At 60.2% G+C, this 17,055-nt stretch carries 21 protein-coding genes; 4 read left to right on the top strand and 17 right to left on the bottom strand.

The genetic code is table 11. The annotated features are described in order from the left end of the window. Positions 1-2: 2 nt before the first annotated feature. The 17 genes from AO277_RS18710 to AO277_RS18625 form a co-directional block, all read right to left on the bottom strand. Positions 3-602, bottom strand: a complete 600-nt coding sequence (locus AO277_RS18710; RefSeq protein WP_010216715.1) for a YmfQ family protein — start codon at positions 600-602, stop codon at positions 3-5. Continuing rightward, a complete protein-coding gene (locus AO277_RS18705; protein WP_005733289.1) occupies positions 590-1,630 on the bottom strand; it encodes a baseplate J/gp47 family protein in 1,041 nt (346 codons plus the stop codon). Before AO277_RS18705 ends, AO277_RS18710 begins: the two co-directional genes overlap by 13 nt. After that, complete coding sequence (locus tag AO277_RS18700) at positions 1,620-2,018, bottom strand: phage GP46 family protein (protein WP_044318592.1); 399 nt, start codon at positions 2,016-2,018, stop codon at positions 1,620-1,622. The genes AO277_RS18705 and AO277_RS18700 overlap by 11 nt, the downstream gene beginning before the upstream one ends. Beyond that, positions 2,015-2,527: a phage baseplate assembly protein V gene (locus tag AO277_RS18695; RefSeq protein ID WP_002551923.1), complete on the bottom strand. Its 513-nt coding sequence runs from the start codon at positions 2,525-2,527 to the stop codon at positions 2,015-2,017. The genes AO277_RS18700 and AO277_RS18695 overlap by 4 nt, the downstream gene beginning before the upstream one ends. After that, positions 2,524-3,651 (bottom strand): phage baseplate assembly protein, encoded by a 1,128-nt coding sequence (locus tag AO277_RS18690; RefSeq protein WP_044318593.1) that lies wholly within the window; start codon positions 3,649-3,651, stop codon positions 2,524-2,526. The genes AO277_RS18695 and AO277_RS18690 overlap by 4 nt, the downstream gene beginning before the upstream one ends. 3 nt (positions 3,652-3,654) lie before the next feature. Further along, positions 3,655-4,995 carry a DNA circularization protein gene (locus AO277_RS18685; protein ID WP_044318594.1) on the bottom strand — a complete coding sequence of 447 codons (1,341 nt, stop codon included), beginning with the start codon at positions 4,993-4,995 and terminating at the stop codon, positions 3,655-3,657. After that, positions 4,992-7,136, bottom strand: a complete 2,145-nt coding sequence (locus AO277_RS18680; protein ID WP_044318595.1) for a phage tail tape measure protein — start codon at positions 7,134-7,136, stop codon at positions 4,992-4,994. Before AO277_RS18680 ends, AO277_RS18685 begins: the two co-directional genes overlap by 4 nt. Before the next feature lie 130 nt (positions 7,137-7,266). After that, complete coding sequence (locus AO277_RS18675; RefSeq protein ID WP_044318596.1) at positions 7,267-7,563, bottom strand: phage tail assembly protein; 297 nt, start codon at positions 7,561-7,563, stop codon at positions 7,267-7,269. Continuing rightward, complete coding sequence (locus tag AO277_RS18670; protein WP_003316279.1) at positions 7,560-7,907, bottom strand: phage tail tube protein; 348 nt, start codon at positions 7,905-7,907, stop codon at positions 7,560-7,562. The genes AO277_RS18675 and AO277_RS18670 overlap by 4 nt, the downstream gene beginning before the upstream one ends. 60 nt (positions 7,908-7,967) lie before the next feature. Beyond that, positions 7,968-9,464 (bottom strand): phage tail sheath subtilisin-like domain-containing protein, encoded by a 1,497-nt coding sequence (locus tag AO277_RS18665; protein WP_044318597.1) that lies wholly within the window; start codon positions 9,462-9,464, stop codon positions 7,968-7,970. Between the two features lie 18 nt (positions 9,465-9,482). Then, positions 9,483-9,668, bottom strand: a complete 186-nt coding sequence (locus AO277_RS18660) for a DUF2635 domain-containing protein (RefSeq protein WP_003422752.1) — start codon at positions 9,666-9,668, stop codon at positions 9,483-9,485. Continuing rightward, the gene (locus AO277_RS18655; protein ID WP_044318598.1) at positions 9,665-10,255 is read right to left on the bottom strand and encodes a phage tail terminator protein; all 591 of its coding nucleotides are present in this window, start codon (positions 10,253-10,255) and stop codon (positions 9,665-9,667) included. Before AO277_RS18655 ends, AO277_RS18660 begins: the two co-directional genes overlap by 4 nt. Positions 10,256-10,301: 46 nt before the next feature. Further along, on the bottom strand, positions 10,302-10,640 hold the full coding sequence (locus tag AO277_RS18650; RefSeq protein WP_044318599.1) for a lipoprotein: 339 nt from the start codon (positions 10,638-10,640) through the stop codon (positions 10,302-10,304). Continuing rightward, positions 10,621-11,010, bottom strand: coding sequence for a hypothetical protein (locus tag AO277_RS18645; protein WP_044318600.1), 390 nt, complete (start codon positions 11,008-11,010; stop codon positions 10,621-10,623). The genes AO277_RS18650 and AO277_RS18645 overlap by 20 nt, the downstream gene beginning before the upstream one ends. 122 nt (positions 11,011-11,132) lie before the next feature. Further along, a complete protein-coding gene (locus AO277_RS18640; protein WP_044318601.1) occupies positions 11,133-12,305 on the bottom strand; it encodes a cellulase family glycosylhydrolase in 1,173 nt (390 codons plus the stop codon). A gap of 2 nt (positions 12,306-12,307) precedes the next feature. Further along, positions 12,308-12,502, bottom strand: coding sequence for a Com family DNA-binding transcriptional regulator (locus AO277_RS18635; protein WP_044318602.1), 195 nt, complete (start codon positions 12,500-12,502; stop codon positions 12,308-12,310). Positions 12,503-12,774: 272 nt separating this feature from the next. After that, positions 12,775-13,218, bottom strand: a complete 444-nt coding sequence (locus tag AO277_RS18625) for a hypothetical protein (protein WP_004642425.1) — start codon at positions 13,216-13,218, stop codon at positions 12,775-12,777. Positions 13,219-13,407: 189 nt separating this feature from the next. Here AO277_RS18625 and AO277_RS18620 point away from each other — a divergent pair, with 189 nt between their 5' ends. The 4 genes from AO277_RS18620 to estP all read left to right on the top strand — a co-directional run bounded on the left by AO277_RS18620 (position 13,408) and on the right by estP (position 16,812). Next, positions 13,408-14,019: a LexA family protein gene (locus AO277_RS18620; protein ID WP_003372744.1), complete on the top strand. Its 612-nt coding sequence runs from the start codon at positions 13,408-13,410 to the stop codon at positions 14,017-14,019. A gap of 152 nt (positions 14,020-14,171) precedes the next feature. After that, positions 14,172-14,420, top strand: a complete 249-nt coding sequence (locus AO277_RS18615; protein ID WP_002551908.1) for a DUF1654 domain-containing protein — start codon at positions 14,172-14,174, stop codon at positions 14,418-14,420. A gap of 121 nt (positions 14,421-14,541) precedes the next feature. Beyond that, positions 14,542-14,784 (top strand): pyocin activator PrtN family protein, encoded by a 243-nt coding sequence (locus AO277_RS18610; protein ID WP_031597872.1) that lies wholly within the window; start codon positions 14,542-14,544, stop codon positions 14,782-14,784. Positions 14,785-14,889: 105 nt separating this feature from the next. After that, positions 14,890-16,812, top strand: coding sequence for an esterase EstP (gene estP / locus AO277_RS18605; RefSeq protein ID WP_044318603.1), 1,923 nt, complete (start codon positions 14,890-14,892; stop codon positions 16,810-16,812). Positions 16,813-17,055: the final 243 nt, after the last annotated feature.

Here is a 17,055-nt window from a genome sequence, read left to right as displayed (position 1 = left end):
CCTCAGTTGAAGTTTACGAATTCGACGCTGTGCGCCGGTGCTGCTCGACGGATCAAACATTCGATTGCGAGCCCGGGATTCACCCCGAACCGCTCGCCCCAGTAGCTGGCCCCGAAGCGTCGGCCCAGGCGCTGGCGCCCGCCGGTGTTCAGGGTCCACATGAATTGCGCGCTCCAGGTGCCGAAGTGCGCTTGGCCAAAACGCGAACGCCCCATACGGGGCGTTCGGTGTTCGGTCACGGTGGCGTCGGGGTAGCCCTGGCTGACGGCAATGTCGATGTAGAACGCTGCGTTCTGCCCTCCTGTTGCTACCAGCCGCTGGCGCACTGACAAGCGTCGGTCTGCGAACAAGGGTTTGAGCCCCAGACATGGGTCCGGCAGGTTCATGACCCGCTCCCAGTCCGGTACCAATTCACTGACGGTTGCAGGGTCCATCTCGTTGAGCAGGTCGAACGCACGGCCATCGATGCGCGCGAACTCGCGGGACAGGCCGGTAATGACCTGCTGCAATTCCGGTACGCGCCCCGGGTCCCACGCAGGCCCGGGTGGCAACAGCGCCTGCAATTGCCCGGCGTAGTGCTCGGCAGTTCTTATGACGACCATTGAATGCCCCCGAACGTGAGTAACTGGTTAGGGCCTGCGGCTACATTGGCGACAGGCGCAATCAGCACATGATCGGTTTCGCCGGTCGCGCGGCTGATGGCCTCGGCGATGTGCGTCAGCAACAGGGTTTCGCCCAGTCCGCCCTCACGGTTGTGCAGGTCCAGCAGCTGAGCCTCGACCGCTGATCGCACGGCAGAGCTATCAGGTGTGAGCCGGATGGTGTAAACCACCGGCTTCTGCACCGGCGCCAACACATATACATCGGCAGTAACCGGACGCAGCGGCTCTATGTAAGCAGCCACCGCAGCCAGTTGCTCGGCGTCAGGAATCGGGTCAGCCTCATCATCACGCATGAAGAACACCGCCACCGTGCCCGGCCCCATGAAGCGACGCACACACCAGGCGCGCGTTACGCCCGGCACTTCCAGCGCCCAGGTCACGTAGTCGTCCTGATTGCCGCCATGCGGAATGACCCGATAGGAACGCACCACACGAGCACGCAACGACTCGATACTTTCCTGCGCGATACCGCCGGAAAGTCCGTCGGCAATGACGGTGAAGGTGCTGTCGATGCCTTCGACCGGTTGCACAGCGGTCATCGCCAGACCGGCATCCGCATTACCGAGCACGCCTGCATCCACTGCTTCGACCGTGGTTGTGTTGTTGCCTGCAACCGTGGTGACGCCTTTTGTCACTCGATAGAAGCGCCCGTCACTAAATTGCAGAACCGTGTCGACATCCAGCACCGCACCGGCAGCAGCGGTAAAGCGCACGGAGCCAGTGGCGGCCTGGGCAACCTTGCGTGGCTGCCTCAGACGCAGGATGGCTTGCCGCTCAAGGGTCTCCTCGTCGGCTGTGTCCGGCAGAATCTGGTCGGCGATCCAGTCCTGATAGCCGTACAGCCCGTAGGCCGCGCCGCTGTGCGCACGGGACAATACCCGCGCATCGGACTGACGCAGCGCTTCGTCGGCGAGGTCGACCTGGGTTCGGTTGATCAGCGCCGGTAACGTAGGTGTTTCAAACGGCATAAATCACCTGCCACTGTTCAGAAGGGTTGAAACGCACGAACTGACCGTCCGAGACGACCAGCTCGACGCCCAGGTTCAGGCGATTGCTCTGAACCTGTTCGGTAAGGATGTTGATGTTGCTGACCTGACCGTCGTCGATCAGCCAGGCAAGCGCTTCGCGGGCATAGAACTCGGCATCGCGCTGGGTCTGGGCAGTCAGCCTGACCCGGCGCAGCAGCCACAGCCTGGAACCGATGCGGTCATTGGCCTGTGCCGGGTAGGTGTCGCCCCACCAGCCAAAACGTTCGGCATCGTCGAACGGATCGTCCGCTTCGGCGCGACGCCAGGTGAACAGGCTGATGACCACCGAGCGCAGCAAGGACGCTTGCAGAGAGCCTTCGATAATCATCCGGCACCTCCAACGGGCGGCCCGCTCTGGCCATTACCGCCCTGCACGTTGCCGTGCAGATGGCTGATCTGACTGATGCCAGCGGCAAGCTGGTCGCCTTTGGAAACAATCTTTCCGGTCTGGGTGATCTGCGGTGTGTCGAAGTTCACCGCTACCGCGGCCTTGATGTTCAAGGTGTCGGTTTCAATGTCGATGACCTTGCCGCGCTTGAGGTGAATCTTGTCGCCCTCGTCGGTGTAGATCGCTACTTCGCCTGACTCCAGGCCCTTGAGGCGATAGCGCCGGTCGGCCACTACCAGCAGCAGACCGTGCGACCGGTCGCCACCAATGAAGGCGGCGATGCCCTCGGCGCCGGCCAGCGGGTTGCTGGTGAAGCCATAGGGTTCGAAGTGCTCCATGTCGTCCTTGACCTCTCCGGCGGTGAGGCGCATTTGCAGCGCCTGCATTTTGCTGCTGGCCCTGGCGAGCACTACCGTGCCGCGCACCAGCATGCGATTGAGTAAGCTCATGAGGTTGTTTCCTCGTCGATGGGCAGCAGCCAGGAGTAAGCGTCCTGATTGACCTGCACCTTGCTGCGCTTGTTGGGGTCACCTGGCTCGGCCTGGAAACCTTCAGGCGGACCGACCACCAGTGTGGTGATCGTGCCTTGGTCGCTCAGCGAGTAGGTCACGGCTGAAATCAGCATGTTGCGGCTCGTGAAACCGATGACCGGATCGATCACCCGGACCATGGTGTTGTGCCGCCAGAGCGCCCCGTTGGACTGCCGCCAGCCCTGGACCTTGTAGGTGGTGAGCAGCGCCTTGCCGGCCCGCTGACCACGCTCCCAATTGGCGCGACTCAGGGCGAGCTTCGGTGTGATCGGCGCATCCTCATGAACGACCAGTACGCGAAGACGCTTTTTATGCGCGGGGTCGTCATGCCGGTCATCCGTGACTTCTGCCGAGACCTCCGACGACTCCTTGCCGAACGTCTGGTCATTACCGGTCTGTTGACCAATGACCCGGTATTCGGAAAAAAGCCCGGAAAAGTCCCGCGCGATGACGGCGCTCAACACATTCTTGCCGAGTTCGAGCGCGTCTGCGCTCTGCCCGCGACTACCCGGCCTGGCCAGCACCACATTGCCGTATTCGTCATCGGTGGAAAAAATCCGGAACAGGGTCAGCAGCCGGTCAATGGACTTGAACACGGTTTCGGCAGGCTCGATGGTGTGATCGGCCATCTTCGAGGTCTCCGGTATTTCGCTGATCACCGACAAACCATAAGGAGCAGCCAGCGCTTCAATGATCTTCAACACCCCCACCTCCTTCCACTGGCTCGGCCTGTTGATGGCCGAGCAGTCGATGAGGTCGGCGGTTTTCGAGCGTCCGGAAATCTTTAGCGTGATTTGCTTGCCGTCATAGCTGATCGGCGCGGCAAACACCCAGCCGGTCAGAATCAACTCGCCGCCGATACGTACTTCGCACGCTGCGCCGGGCGTGATCGGATGCGAGATTTCAGTGCCCGGCCACTGCCAGGTAATGCTCACGTCAAAGCTGCGCGCCTGACGCTCGATCCCGGCAGAGATTTCCACCGACTTCCAGCCGGCATAGTCGTGCTCGTCAACCGTCAGGGTGACAACGTTAGGGTCGATCATGGGTCACTCCTGTGCGATCTTCAGCGTGCCTGGCGGTACGAAACCCGGGTGGGCCAGCCGATTGCGCTGCACCATTTCCTGCGCCCGGCTGGCGTCACCGAATCGGCGATAGGCCAGCACCAGCGCGGGCAAAGGCTCGGAGACCTTCATGTCCACCAGACGTACACCGGAGGCCGCCACCGCGTTGAGGTGCCTGATCAACGCCTGACGCAACGTGTTGAGCGCCAGGTAATGTTCGGGATCGGCTTTCAACGACGCTTCCCAGATGGCCGAACTCAGCGTGTCGCGCAGTTCGATGACGTCATCGGCAACCGGCACATCCACGCGTTGCAGGGCTTGCGTCACCTGCTGATCAAGCGAGGGCACCACGTTGAGCGGCGTGACCGTCGTCGCAATCGGCATGCTCGCGACGATTCTCGCCACCTTGACCAACAGCGCATCCTGAACCAGGTTGGCAGTGGCCTGAGCCGTCACACTGGTATCACGACCGCTGCCCTGGCTGACCAGATTGATACCGGACACCGCCTCTGCCTGTTGTGTGGCCTCGGAAATCACAGACCGGTAATCGACCGTTTCAACAGAAGACGCCCCACCGTTGCCGCTCGCGGAAGCGCTTGCTGAACTGCCGGTGACCGAGCTGCCGGAACTGCTGGTGCCGCTCGCTCTTCTGGCTCGTTGGCTGTCCCCTTCGAAACTGGCAAAGAACGTGGTAAACAGCGTGCTGACCGTCAACGGCGCATTGACCAGCGAATGCACCAGCGCGGTGACATCCGAATAGATCGCCATAAACGGTACGAACTGCCGCTGAATGGTCGCGAACACACCCGACAGGGCGCTGCGCAGCGCCTGAATGTTGATACGTACCGCGTCCACTGTGGCCATCACCGAGCGATAGCGCCTGAGCGCCGAATCCAGCAGGCTCTCGGACGCGCCCAGCAACTGCCGTCGCGTATTGAGCGTCGACACGGGAAACTTGAGCGGGTTGGCCGGATAGAATTTCAGGTCCAGTCGGACGAGTCCGCCTTCGTTCAGGTTGTGTGTGACGCCGCACTCGCCAACCTGAACCTGCACGCGACCCAGCCAGGGATGTACCAGCTCGCCGGCACCTTCCTGCTCCAGTGCCTGCTGCAGTCTGTCTCGCTGTTCGAAACAGTCGGGACAGACAATGAACCCCGTCAGCGTATGAACTTTCGACTGTTTGCCCAGCGACTCGAAATAAGGCTCGTCGCGCTGTGGAAACTCATGCAACTGCCCCTTGCGGCCTGCCGGGACGACGGCTTTTTCAATGAAAAAACCGACGCCCCGAAAAGACGCTGGCAGCAGGCTGTCACGCCATGTACTCATGATCCGGCTCCTGCGCCGAGGGTTCGATAACCGACGTTTGGCGATATCGTCAAACCCGGCTGGTTGGTTTGCACTTGCCCGGCACGCATGCCCGGCGGCGCGTTTTCAAAGCGAATGTTGAGCTCGCCTTCAAGTCGCGGACCGGCCCCGCCTGCGCCCTGCTGCAACAACAGGCTGCCGGGCGCCAGCGGGGTGGGTACGCCGAGCAATTGGCTGGTCGACGGCACGCCAGTGGCCTGATTGAGCAACTGCTGACTCATGCGAACGTTGTCGACGGCACCGGCCGCCAGAAATGCACCGGTCCCGCCGCCAGGCCCTGCGTTGCGTATCCGCTGTTCTTCCGCGAACTGATTGACCTTCTCCGTCGCCTGCTGCAGGACGGTCTTATCAGTGTCGCCACCAAACCAGCTCATGATCGGTTCGATGAATGGCTTGATGTCCGCCCACAGACCTGCGAACCAGGTTTTGATCGGCTGCCAATTCTCGATGACCATGCCCAGCGGCGAAAGACTGAACAGCGTTGCCAGCACATCGGTAAACGGCTGCGCCTCGGCCTTGATGGTTTCCCATAGCCCGGCGAAGTACTCGGAGATTGGCTGCCAGTTGGCCACGACCATGCCCAACGGCGTCCAGGCGAACAGCGTCTGCAGGAAGTCGAAAAACGGGGTTGCCAGCGCCTTGATAACGTCCCAAAGCGCAGCAAAGAACTCGGACAGCGGTTGCCAGTTGGCGACGATCATACCGAGCGGCGTCCAGGCGAATATCGCCTTTAGTACGTCCCAAAGCGCCATGGCCGGCCCACGAATCGCTTCCCAGACAGCTTGAAAATAAGGCGCGACGGTCGACCAGTTGGCAATCAGAAGACCTGCCGCCAGCGCCAGGCCACGCACGATCAGGGCCAGCGGTGACAGGCCCATCACTGCGCTAAGTACGCTCATGGCGGTCGTCGCGGTCATGACCGCAACTTGCAATACACCGAACGCAATCGCAGCGGCCACCACACCCTTGATCACGCCAGGGTGTTCGGCCGCCAGCGCGGCGACCTGAGAAATCATCGGCCCGATCACGGCCATTGCTTCGTTCATCGCCGGCAGAAACATACTGCCGATGTTGATGCCCAGACGATCGACACGGTTGGTCATCTCTTTGATGGCAGTGGCCGTGGTCTGCGAGTTGTCGGCGAATTCCTTCTCGATAGTTCCGCTGTTCTGCACGCCCTCGCCGACCTTGGCCAGGTTGGACCTGAGCACATCCAGATTGGCCAGCAGTGGCGTGATAGCACCCAGCGATTCCGCGCCGAACAATTGCGTGATGACATCCGACTGCTTGCCAGGGTCAACACTGGAAACCGCCGTCAGAACCTTTTCAATGGTCCCGGACGGGTCACTCTGCATGCCTTGGGTCAGCTGGTTGACGTCGAGCTGCAACGCCTCGAACGCCCCGGCTTTCGCCGCGCCCCCTTCGGTCAACGACTGCATGAAACGCTTCATGCCGCTGGCGGCCACATCGGCCGGCACATCGACGCTGGCCAGGGTTGCGCCCATGGCCGCCAGTTGCCCGGAGGCCATCCCCGCAACCGGCCCGAGCGGGCCCATTGCAGTGACCATGGTGGCGATTTTCTTTTCCAGGTTGTTGCCGCCGAGCACGTTGATCTTCTCGGACAACGCCGCGACCTGCGGCTGAGTCATCTGAAACGATGACCGCCACGAAGCCATCATGTCGCCCGACTCGGCCGCCGTCTGATCGAATGCGACACCCATTTTCACGGCATCGCTGGCAAACCCGGTCAGTTCTTCACGCGGTACATTGGCCTTGGCACCGGCAGCAACAATCGCCGCGATGCCATTGGCGCTTTCCGGCAGCCGTTCACTGAGGTCCAGAATATCGGACCCCATCTGCTGGAACTGCTGCGGTGTTTCAAAGCTTACCGAGCGTTTCACGCCGGCCATGCTGGTCTCGAAACCGATCGCTGCCTTCACCCCGGCAATCAAAGGCCCCGCCAAAGCGTTGTCCGTGACTGCCTTGCCAAGGTCTATGGCCCCCAGACTGGTCTCGAGGCCTTTGACATTGTTGCGGATAGTTGCCAGCGTTGGAGACAGCTGGTCGACGCCGGTAATCAGCGTTCTGATAGTGTCTGCCATCACTCCCCCTGCAGGATCTGGTTGATGCGTTGCGCCTGCAAGATCGATTCGGTGATGACGTCCAGCTCCCTGGACATCATCAGTTCGGGATCGGTCTTCCAGAAGTACGCGAGGTCGTAAACGACGGCGATCAGTCCTTCAAGGTTGCTGATGCCGCTGCCATGAAAAAACTCGCGACCTTCCAGCTCAGCGTGTTGATGTCGCACAGATCCATCTGATTGACCGACGAGGGCGGGATGCCGACGCAGACGGCGATGTATTTCGCCGCCACGTCCAGATCGAGAGAAACCTCCTCGTTCTTGTCGATCCTGTACGGCAGGGCCTTGATAGCCCGCGCTTCCTGCGCCGTAGGGCGCCGGAAGGTCAGTTGCGAAAGGGTTTCGCCGTGCGCTTCGATCGGGCTGGCCAGGTCGATGACTTCACTCATTGCCAGCTCCCCTGATTGCCGTCGAATTGCAGTTCGATGGTGCCGTCGTCAGCCTTGCTGCTCGGCTCATCGACCAGGTAGGCGCCTGACAGGACGTAGGTCTTGCCGTTCTTGAACTCACAGGTGATGGTCATATCCACACCGGTAGTGAGCAGCTTGAGCGGCAGATCCGCGGTATGCACGGCGGTGAATTTCAACCAGGCGGCCTTTTCGGTTTCCTTGTAGTAACCAGGCACGACGGTCTCGCGCTTGATGTTCATCAGAGGCGCTTCGCCGCCGCCGCTGATAGTCAATTGGGTGCCATCCACTTTGATGTAGCAGGTACCCGCAACTTTCTGACCCATGTTGTTTATCTCCAGAATGAAAAAACCCGCACGAGGCGGGCTTGAAAGGGTTGGTTAGGCTTATGCCGCTTCGTCGTACTGCAAGCGGAACTGGTTGAGCAGCGCGAACACGCGCAGGCCGTTGATGTAGTCAGGCGGGAACATCACGTTCACGCGGCTTGGGTCATTGCTATCACGCTCGACAATCAGGCGCTGGGCGAACGTTTCGGCGTTCTCCACATGCCCCTCTTCTTCAAGACGTGCGTATTGCGCAATCAACTCGCCACGGATGGTGCTCGGCGTGATGATCGGCTGGCCGGCACCGAAGCGCGTGCCATCGTTGGCCAGCTTATGGCGGCCGTACTTGCTGGTGATGATGCCTTGCAGACGACGGATGATGAACGCCGATTGGTGCATGGTTTCACTGTCCAGGTACGAGTTGTCCGCCTGGCCGTAAGCGTTCTTCTGGTAGGTGGTGATCGAACGCTGAATGCGCACGTAACCGCCTTCGTAGTACGCAGTGGCGATGCCGTAACGCAACAGCGACTCACGCTCGGTCAGGGTGAAACGCTGACTGGCCGGCGCCGGATCGATGCCAGGCATGGTGCCGCTCTGGGTGGGACGGCTGGCGTCGGCAGAGATGAACACCGCCGTGCGTGCAGCCAGGGCAGCGGCTTGCAGCCAGACAGGTTGCGGCACACCGTTTTCGACACCCTGCAGGGTGATGTGCTGATCGTTGCGCAGTTGACCTGCGGCCACCAGCGTACCGACCGTGCCGCGCTTGGCGCTGTAAACGTGACCGTACAACTGACGCGCCCAGCTCCAGCGACCGGTGCTGTCGTCCATTGCCGCTTTCCAGGCATCCAGCGTGGCGGTGTCGGTCCAGGGCATGCAGATGAACTCGGACGGTTCATCGCCCAGCGCAGCCAGTGCCTTGAGCTGATCAGGCGTACCTACGCCACCAGTCATGGCGGTGACTGCCGCCGTCAGGCCGGCAGGAATGACTTCGCCATTGGTCTTGCCCTGGCGATTGAATTCCAGCTGGATGTCATTGCCGCTTGCCCCGCTCCATTTGCAGGAAAGGGTCAGCACACCCGCTTCGACAGCCGCGGTGATCGGCAGATCAGGTGTGGCGTTGATTTTCACCGACAGTGCCGTGGCCGCCTGGGCAGCGGTTGCGCCGTTAACGACAGTGGCCTGCACTCGCATGCCGCCGACATACAGATTCAGCAAACCGGCTTCGGTCGCCGCCCCGCTGAGGGTGACTTTCGCGCCGGCCTTGGCGCCTTCGGTATTGAGCAGCGGCAGGCACCAGACTTCGCCGGTGGGGTCCGCCTTGCGCCAGGTTTCATACATCGAGGCCAGCATGGAGCCCTGACCGCCGATGTTTTTCGCCAGCGCCACGCTCGGCACCAGCACCAGAGAACCCAGTTCGGGGCCGGACACATCGTCGTTGACCTGCGCAACGATCAGTCGACGCATGCTGGCCGACGCGCTGTTGGCGGCCGAGTTGTCCATCTCCGCATAAAACAGCGGAACGCGAACATCGGATGGAATGTTGTTAAAGCTGATAGCCATTGTTTGGCTTCCTCTTGGTTAAGCCGTGAAGGCTTGATGGGTGGTGGATTGCTCGGTTTGAAGGGTGATATCGCCGTCGTTCTGACGACGCTGCCACCAGGCGTTGAAGGTCACCTGCCGACCTTCGACGGGCAGCAAATCGCCCGCCTCCGGATCCGGCACAGTGCGGCCCTCGGCCGGTACTACAGTGATGCGTTGAGTCATGGGGTTACCTCTATTGTGAATTTCGCTTCGATACGGGCATCAGGGCCGGGGGATTTCAGGTTCGGATCTGCGGGGTCAACGCAGTCCATCTCGAGGGTGGCGCCGGTAAATCCGGGCAAACCGTCCAGATACGCTTCATGCCAGGTCTCGGCAGGCTGATCGGAGGTGTTGCGGCCCAGTTGAAACTGCGCTGCAAACCCGAAGCGATACGTCACCCGGTCGCCGCTGATCTGCACCAGCGCGCCACCGGTGTACTGCATCGCGTCGTAATCGCGATCCGGGTTCCAGCCCACCAACGCTCGCCACAACTCAGCGCGCAGGGTGTGCAGTTGCTCACTGGCTTCCTGCCCGCGCTTATCACCGCCATCGAGCACCACCACCACGTCAATCCGGTCGGTGATGTTCTGGCGAATAACGTTCTGCAAATCGTTGGCGGGGGACTGATCGCCAGTGGCAATCACGTACGCCGACGGGTGGGCGAGCTGATCACCGAGGGCGACCGCCGCCCAGTCGATACCGGCACTGATTCGCCCGGCAAAGCTCGGGCAGGTCGCCTGCAAGTGGGCAACTATCGGGGTTATCTTCATGAGGGGTTCCGCGTGTGTTGAAGGTTGATTGCGGCGTGGGAAACGCCTACTGGTTCGCCTTGCCCAACGCCTCATCAGCCTTGTTTGCAGCACGGCTGGCCGTGTGAGCGGCCTGATTGGCAATTGATGCAGCACTCTCGACCTTGTCTGCCGCCTGGGTGGTGGTTTCGGCCAGCCTGTCCAGGCGCCGGTCGCGCTTGCCCAGCGCTACGTCGTAGGCATTGCGAACCTCGGCCAGCTGCTGCGTATGCTCGGCATTCGCCGACCACTGCCCGGCCTGAAAACCGAGCATCAGGCAGCCAGCGATCAGCAGCACGGAAATCAGCCAGACCTCCAGGCGCCGCCACCAATGGCGAGCGATGAAATCAATTGCGCATCTGTGCATCGTTTGCACCTCCGAGTTGGGATCGCAGCCGGGCTATTTCGGCGCTTTGCGTGGTGACCTTGTCGGTGAGTTGAACGATGTGGCTGGTCAGGGCTTCGATCTTGCCCTCCATCCGCCCAACCGCTGCGGCGAGCTCGTTGCGCTCCTTGGCGAACTGATCAGCCCGCGCTTCGGCTTCCTTGCGCGCCTGGCGCTCGGAGTCGAGCAGCTCATTGAGGCGGCGCACCGTACCGATGTCCGCGTTGTCCATCGCCCGGTCTGTTGCATCTCTGGAAAGAAACTTGCGCAGCCAAAGAAAGCCGCCAAGCAGAATTGTGCCCGTGCCGCCCAGCCAGGTAGCTGTGCCTGGGCCTGGGTCGGTTGGGTCCATTGGTGCTCCGTAATAGGGTGGTGGACTCTCAAGGCCCTCGAAAATCGAAAGCCTGAATAAACTGGAAAGAGCCCCTTGATGCGGGGCTCCGTTGTTGGGTCAGAACGGAATGACTTGCACCGTCATGCCTGTGCATAACCCCACAGGGCAATGCGCTCGGCAAAGTACGGTGTGACCAGTGCGACGGTCTCCGCCTGATTGCTGGCCTCCAGGCTCATCTTTTCGCCATCGGTGCCTGGCCCTGTGACCCACAGTGTCACTGGCACTTTTTCCGCCTTCGCTTTATCGAGCAGGTTTTTCAGCGCGGTGCGACCGGCAGCCGTTGGCGGAATCCCTGCTTCGCCGATAAATGCGGCCATCTTGTTGGTCTTGGCATAGGTCAGAAACGGACCCACGATTTCATCGCGCAGAACGGTCGGCGAGATCAGGTCGTTGTTATTGGCGTAGGCACCGCTGGAGCTTTTATCGTAATCGCCGTAAGCATGGGCTTCCCAGACAATTGCATTGGCCGGGTCGACGATCTTCGACTGAAGGTTGGCAGAGACGGTGGCCCAGTTTCTGGCGCTTGCAAACTCAAGCCCACAAATGAACACCGGCTTTTTCGAGCTGTTGCGCAACGCCTGCAGCACGGTATTCATCGTGCTGATGTACAGCGCCTCAAGAGCAGGGAACGTAATGTAGTCCTTGGCACCCACCGTAGTATTCGAATACGGCTCGTTACCCAACCCCCAGCCCAGCACCATTGGATCGTCGCATTCGGTGACCAGCTTCTGGTGAAAGTTGGCCAGGTGAACGGCGCTCCAGAAAATGCCGTTGACACCGTTCCCATCCTTGATCAATACCGACTCGGTTGCCTTCCAGCCGTTCTGATTACCGGCCTCCGCGGCAGGAAGAATGCGCCCGGTCAGGTTCCCGTTTGCATCGGTTTCGTAGCGATGCAAACGCATGTAGTGGTGCGGATCAGGAATGATTCTGGCCTCGCCATTGGAGTCTTCACGAATCCAGCCAAGCATTTCTTTCCAGCGCTTCACGAAGTCGGTATTCAGGTTCGCCCCTTGACCTGGCAAGCCGTCCAGAGTCGACAGCTGAATAGCGCGCTGAAGTTCGAACGGGAAACGGATCAGACGCACGCCCCGGTTCTTGACCCAGGTAGTGATGGTTCCACGATTGGGCCACTGATAATGAGTCCCTGCCTCGCCAGGCACGATCTGCCCGGCGTTAGCCACTGAACCCAGGTTGATACCTACCAGCGGAATATTCTTGAGCTGGCTGACAGCAGAACTGCTATTGGACATGATTAATACCTCTGGTTAGCACCGCGAGGCAGCAACGACGCTGCTGTACCTCTGTCGCTCAACGGCGATAACTCGAGGCTCGCGGCCTTCACATGATTCAACGTTCCGCAGCGGGAACATTTGATCTGGAGCTCTATGTACTCACCCATGCGGGCCAGCAGCTTCTTGCACTGCCAGCATCGAAAGTCCTTCAACATTTGCACTGGCCTCCGTGTGCCTGACCCAATGAAAAACCCCGCCGAGGCGGGGTTTGAGATGGGTCGCGAGTGACCGGTTGTGGCTGTTGTTCAGCCTGTTTCCGGCTGCTGCCCTGAGGCGCAAATCGCATATCGTGGGACCTTTTTACCCCCCTCCGGAAAGGCTGGGAAGGGGCAGTTTCGGGGTGGGTCGAGTTTGACCGGAGTTCAACACGAGTTCGGCCACAGCTGTGCAATCGACCCGGATAAACGGCGTGAAACCGTGTCTTCGTTCAGCCCTGTGCAGCTTTGTTGGCGACGGCGTTGTTGCTTCTGGAAGCGCTGCGCTCAGCGAGAATTGCCAGCACTTGCTGGTGAAGCTTGTTGATCCAGTTGCGATAGGTACGGTCTGCGCCTTCATTAATGCCCACCAGACGCATCTGCTCGCGCACCGGCAATGACTCGACGTAGCGCAATGTCGCCAGTTGGGCCAGTTCAGGCCCGCGGCTCTTTGCAGGGCTGCGCGAAAGCTGCGCCACAGCCGCCTCGACTTCGCTGCTTATATAGTCCAGGCCGCTGCCATTACCCACCAGTGCGCGCGAGCCGGGTGTGCGACGCGGAATGTACGCGCCCCATTCCATGATCCCGGCCATCGGGCTGCTCAGTCCGCCGCCCAGGCCAATGCGCATGCGCTGTTCCCCCCAATGCTGCATCACGGCTTCTATTTTCTCGATCATCGTGTCTCTCCTGTAGGACCTTTCTGAAACGCTGCGCAGCGTCTTTCGCTGCGCAGAACCAAGACCTTACAATACATTCTGTATTTTTATGACACAACGAAGCATTACATTATGTATATTGCTCAACACCCTACAGCCTGTATGATTCGACGCATGAACAGAAAATGGTATGAAGTCGCAAGACAGGTCATGGAAACCCAGCAGATCAGCCAGGAAGAGATGGCTGAGCGGATGGGCGTGACGCCCGGCGCAGTAGGGCATTGGCTGAATGGCAAGCGTGAGCCGAAGATCGAGGTTATCAATCGGTTCCTGACCGAGCTCGGCCTGCCGATTCTCACCACCTCCATTCCGGCCAGCGAGCCCGGCATGCACAACGTGGAGCCCACGGTGCAGCCCTCGCGTTTCTATCGCTATCCGGTCATCAGCTGGGTAGAGGCCGGTGGCTGGAGTGAAGCCGTCGAGCCCTACCCTGCCGGCTATTCGGACACCTTCGAGATCAGCGACTATAAAGCCAAGGGCAGAGCCTTCTGGCTGGTGGTCCGTGGCGATTCGATGACCGCACCCGCAGGCCAGAGCATTCCTGAAGGCATGTTGATTCTGGTCGACACCGGAATCGAGCCCACTGCCGGCAAGCTGGTGATCGCCAAACTGCCGGAAAGTAACGAGGCCACGTTCAAAAAACTGGTCGAAGACGCCGGACGCTACTTTCTCAAGCCGCTGAACCCCGCCTACCCGACCCTTGCGGTGACCGAGGAGTGCAAACTGATCGGTGTCATCAGGCAGATGACGATGCGTCTCTGACCCGGCATGCCACGTCCAAGCCCCGATAACCGGGGCTTTTTCATGCGCCACTGTTTCGTCCCGGGCAGGTGTCCGTGTAGGAAACATTTGTAGCTTGCGTGAGAAACACCCCTCAATTACTGTATGCACATACAGTAAAAAGGAGTTCACTCATGCTCAAGCAGTTCCCCGACACCTCGCAACATGACGCTTACCTGGCCTTGGCACAGCGCATTCAGGACGCTATCACCAGTGACAAGGCGCAGATCGAGCATCAGGTCCTGCTGATCAGGGAGCCTGGCGAATCGGTGGCTCACTGGGAGCGCATCATGGATCAGATCAGCGAGGCCGAAGGTATCAGCGTCACCCGCAACCCTGAAAACGGCACTGCTCGCGTGTCCTGGTACATCGATTCCCTGTGAGACGAACAATACAAATCGTATTTAAAATACAAACTGTATTGTCACGAAGCGCTACATATCGTATTGTTTGTCTGCACCCCATCCCGGGAGTCCTCACATGCAAACCACAGGGAGTCATGGAATGAACGAAATACTGGATCAACTTCGCAAAGAATTCGCCACGCCGTGCCCTTCGCTGAGCGCCGTCAGAGAGCGTTATTTTTCGCACCTGTCGAGCGACAGAAATCTGCTGCGCAAGATCAACGCAGGACGCATCGACTTGAAGGTCAGCCGCACAGGCGGCAGTCGTCAGGGTCACCCCTTCGTGTACCTGCATGACCTGGCCAACTATCTGAGCGCCATCGTGACCAACAGGGCTGCCTGAGGTCAAAAAAGCACCGCCGCAGCTCGATAATGTTCATCAAACTTTGCAGCCATGAAAAATCTTGCTACGTTTCCGGTACAAAACAAAAACAATCGGGATCCGTTCATGACCAAGACATCGAGGCGCTGGCCCTTCGCGGCCTGCCTGTTATCGCTTGCCTGCGGCACCGCTGCTGCCGCGCCCTATTCGACCATGGTGGTGTTCGGTGACAGTCTGGCCGATGCCGGGCAGTTTCCGGATGCCGCAGGGCCCAGGGGCTCTACGCTCAGGTTCACCAATCGTGTCGGCCCCACGTATCAGGACGGCAGCGGTGAAGTGTTCAATCTGAACTCATCGACGCTGATTGGTAGAATGCTCGGTGTTCCGGCAGGAGATCTGGCGGCCTCCACGTCGCCAGTCAATGCTGCGCTGGGTGCCCCGGATGGCAATAACTGGGCAGTCGGCGGCTATCGGACCGACCAGATTCTTGAGTCGATCAACTCGCAATCCACCGTTGTCGACCCGAACACCGGCACACTGCTGCGCAGCCGGACCGGCTACCTGCCCGCAAACGGTTTTCGCGCCGACCCCAATGCGCTTTATTACCTGACCGGAGGCGGCAACGACTTCCTGCAGGGTCGCGTGGTGAGTGCCAGCAGCGCAGCGCAAGCCGCCAATCAGCTGGCTGACAGCGCGCAAGCCCTGCAACAGGCCGGTGCGCGCTACATCATGGTCTGGTTGCTGCCGGATATCGGTAAAACGCCAGCCTTGAGCGGTTCGCCACTGGCTTCGGCAACTTCCGCACTCAGCACGGGCTTCAATCAGCAGCTGGTCAGCCGACTGGCGCAGATCAATGCCCAGATCATTCCACTGAATGTTCCATTGCTGATCAATGAAGTCCTCGCTGAACCGGCACGCTTCGGGTTCGATCCCAACGAGAACCTGGTCAGTACCTGCTTCAGTGGCGACAGCTGCACAGAAAGCGCAGCCAACGGCAGGTCCAGCGCGACGCCGAATCCGAGCCGAGTGTTTTTCAACGACCGCGTCCACCCGACGGAAGCCGGACAACGACTGCTGGCCGACTACGCCTATTCGTTGCTCTCGGCCCCATGGGAAATAACCCTGTTGCCGGAGATGGCCAATGGCACGCTGCGGATGCATCAGGACGAGATTCGCGCGCAGTGGCTGAGCGACTGGGGCAACTGGCAAGGTGTCGGCCAGTGGCAGAGCGTGCTTGCGGCGGGTGGTCAGAAAATGGACTTCGACGCGCAGGACAGCTCGGCCGATGCTGATGGAAGAGGCTACAACCTGACCATAGGCGGCAGCTACCGATTTGCCGAAAACTGGCGCACTGGCGTTGTTGCCGGAGCGTATCGGCAGAATCTTGAGGCAGGCCCCAGGGACTCGGACTACAAACTCAACAGCTACATCGCCACCGCGTTTCTGCAGTATCAGGCCAACCATTGGTGGGGTGATCTGGCGGTTTCAGGCGGCAAGCTGGACTACGAAAATGCCGAGCGCAACTTCGCACTGGGGGTCAGCGAGGGTCAGGAAAAAGGCGATACCGACGGTGAGATGTGGGCGGCCAGCGGTCGAGTCGGCTTCGACATCGCGGGGGCTTCCAGCCGCTGGCATCTGTCGCCTTTTGTCAGCGCCGACTACGCGCACATCGATGTTGATGGCTACTCGGAAAAAGGTGATCGCTCGACGGCACTGACCTTCAGCGACCAGACCCGCAAGTCGCGGCGTGCAGGCGTGGGTGTGCAGGGCAAGTTCCAGGTGACACCGAGCACACAGGTATGGGGAGAAGTTGCCCATGAACGGGAGTTCGAGACCGATCAGCAGAACGTGACCATGGCGCTCAACAGCGTCCAGTCAGTGGGTTTCACGCTGGAAGGTTACACACCGCAACGCGACCTGAATCGGGCAACGCTGGGCGTCAGCCAGAAGCTGACTCAAGACCTGACACTGCGCGGCAACTACAACTGGCGCAAGAACGACGACGTGACCCAGCAAGGGATGAATGTTGCGCTGAGTATGAGTTTCTAGAGAGTCCGCTGGGCAGCCTCACTATCGTGCGTGGCGCTTTTTCGGGGTTTCNCGGGGTTTCACTATCGTGCGACGCTCCGCGTCGCATGCCTTTCTGGACGCTCTGCGTCCTATCCTGAGAACTGCGGCGCGGCGCAAATCTGTGACGCGGAGCGTCACCCAAGGCATTCCCACGCTGGAGTGGTATGCCCCCCGAAGGTTGGACAATTATCCACTTACGCTGCCTTGGCGGCCTGCATCCTG

The organism is Pseudomonas amygdali (assembly GCF_002699855.1).
Classification (GTDB): Bacteria; Pseudomonadota; Gammaproteobacteria; order Pseudomonadales; family Pseudomonadaceae; genus Aquipseudomonas; species Aquipseudomonas amygdali.
The sequence above is the reverse complement of the archived record's forward strand: the minus strand, read 5'-3'. Positions and strand labels throughout refer to the sequence as shown.

Excerpts from the sequence above, each read along its gene's own strand:
- AO277_RS18670 (WP_003316279.1), bottom strand. The coding sequence starts at position 7,907 with ATGGGTCAGAAAGTTGCGGGTACCTGCTACATCAAAGTGGATGGCACC.
- AO277_RS18690 (WP_044318593.1), bottom strand. The coding sequence starts at position 3,651 with ATGATCGACCCTAACGTTGTCACCCTGACGGTTGACGAGCACGACTAT.
- AO277_RS18610 (WP_031597872.1), top strand. The coding sequence starts at position 14,542 with ATGAACGAAATACTGGATCAACTTCGCAAAGAATTCGCCACGCCGTGC.
- AO277_RS18680 (WP_044318595.1), bottom strand. The coding sequence starts at position 7,136 with ATGGCAGACACTATCAGAACGCTGATTACCGGCGTCGACCAGCTGTCT.
- AO277_RS18650 (WP_044318599.1), bottom strand. The coding sequence starts at position 10,640 with ATGCACAGATGCGCAATTGATTTCATCGCTCGCCATTGGTGGCGGCGC.
- AO277_RS18675 (WP_044318596.1), bottom strand. The coding sequence starts at position 7,563 with ATGAGTGAAGTCATCGACCTGGCCAGCCCGATCGAAGCGCACGGCGAA.
- AO277_RS18645 (WP_044318600.1), bottom strand. The coding sequence starts at position 11,010 with ATGGACCCAACCGACCCAGGCCCAGGCACAGCTACCTGGCTGGGCGGC.
- AO277_RS18685 (WP_044318594.1), bottom strand. The coding sequence starts at position 4,995 with ATGAGTACATGGCGTGACAGCCTGCTGCCAGCGTCTTTTCGGGGCGTC.
- AO277_RS18700 (WP_044318592.1), bottom strand. The coding sequence starts at position 2,018 with ATGATTATCGAAGGCTCTCTGCAAGCGTCCTTGCTGCGCTCGGTGGTC.
- AO277_RS18635 (WP_044318602.1), bottom strand. The coding sequence starts at position 12,502 with ATGTTGAAGGACTTTCGATGCTGGCAGTGCAAGAAGCTGCTGGCCCGC.
- estP (WP_044318603.1), top strand. The coding sequence starts at position 14,890 with ATGACCAAGACATCGAGGCGCTGGCCCTTCGCGGCCTGCCTGTTATCG.
- AO277_RS18695 (WP_002551923.1), bottom strand. The coding sequence starts at position 2,527 with ATGAGCTTACTCAATCGCATGCTGGTGCGCGGCACGGTAGTGCTCGCC.
- AO277_RS18660 (WP_003422752.1), bottom strand. The coding sequence starts at position 9,668 with ATGACTCAACGCATCACTGTAGTACCGGCCGAGGGCCGCACTGTGCCG.
- AO277_RS18615 (WP_002551908.1), top strand. The coding sequence starts at position 14,172 with ATGCTCAAGCAGTTCCCCGACACCTCGCAACATGACGCTTACCTGGCC.
- AO277_RS18625 (WP_004642425.1), bottom strand. The coding sequence starts at position 13,218 with ATGATCGAGAAAATAGAAGCCGTGATGCAGCATTGGGGGGAACAGCGC.
- AO277_RS18705 (WP_005733289.1), bottom strand. The coding sequence starts at position 1,630 with ATGCCGTTTGAAACACCTACGTTACCGGCGCTGATCAACCGAACCCAG.
- AO277_RS18655 (WP_044318598.1), bottom strand. The coding sequence starts at position 10,255 with ATGAAGATAACCCCGATAGTTGCCCACTTGCAGGCGACCTGCCCGAGC.
- AO277_RS18620 (WP_003372744.1), top strand. The coding sequence starts at position 13,408 with ATGGAAACCCAGCAGATCAGCCAGGAAGAGATGGCTGAGCGGATGGGC.
- AO277_RS18640 (WP_044318601.1), bottom strand. The coding sequence starts at position 12,305 with ATGTCCAATAGCAGTTCTGCTGTCAGCCAGCTCAAGAATATTCCGCTG.
- AO277_RS18665 (WP_044318597.1), bottom strand. The coding sequence starts at position 9,464 with ATGGCTATCAGCTTTAACAACATTCCATCCGATGTTCGCGTTCCGCTG.
- AO277_RS18710 (WP_010216715.1), bottom strand. The coding sequence starts at position 602 with ATGGTCGTCATAAGAACTGCCGAGCACTACGCCGGGCAATTGCAGGCG.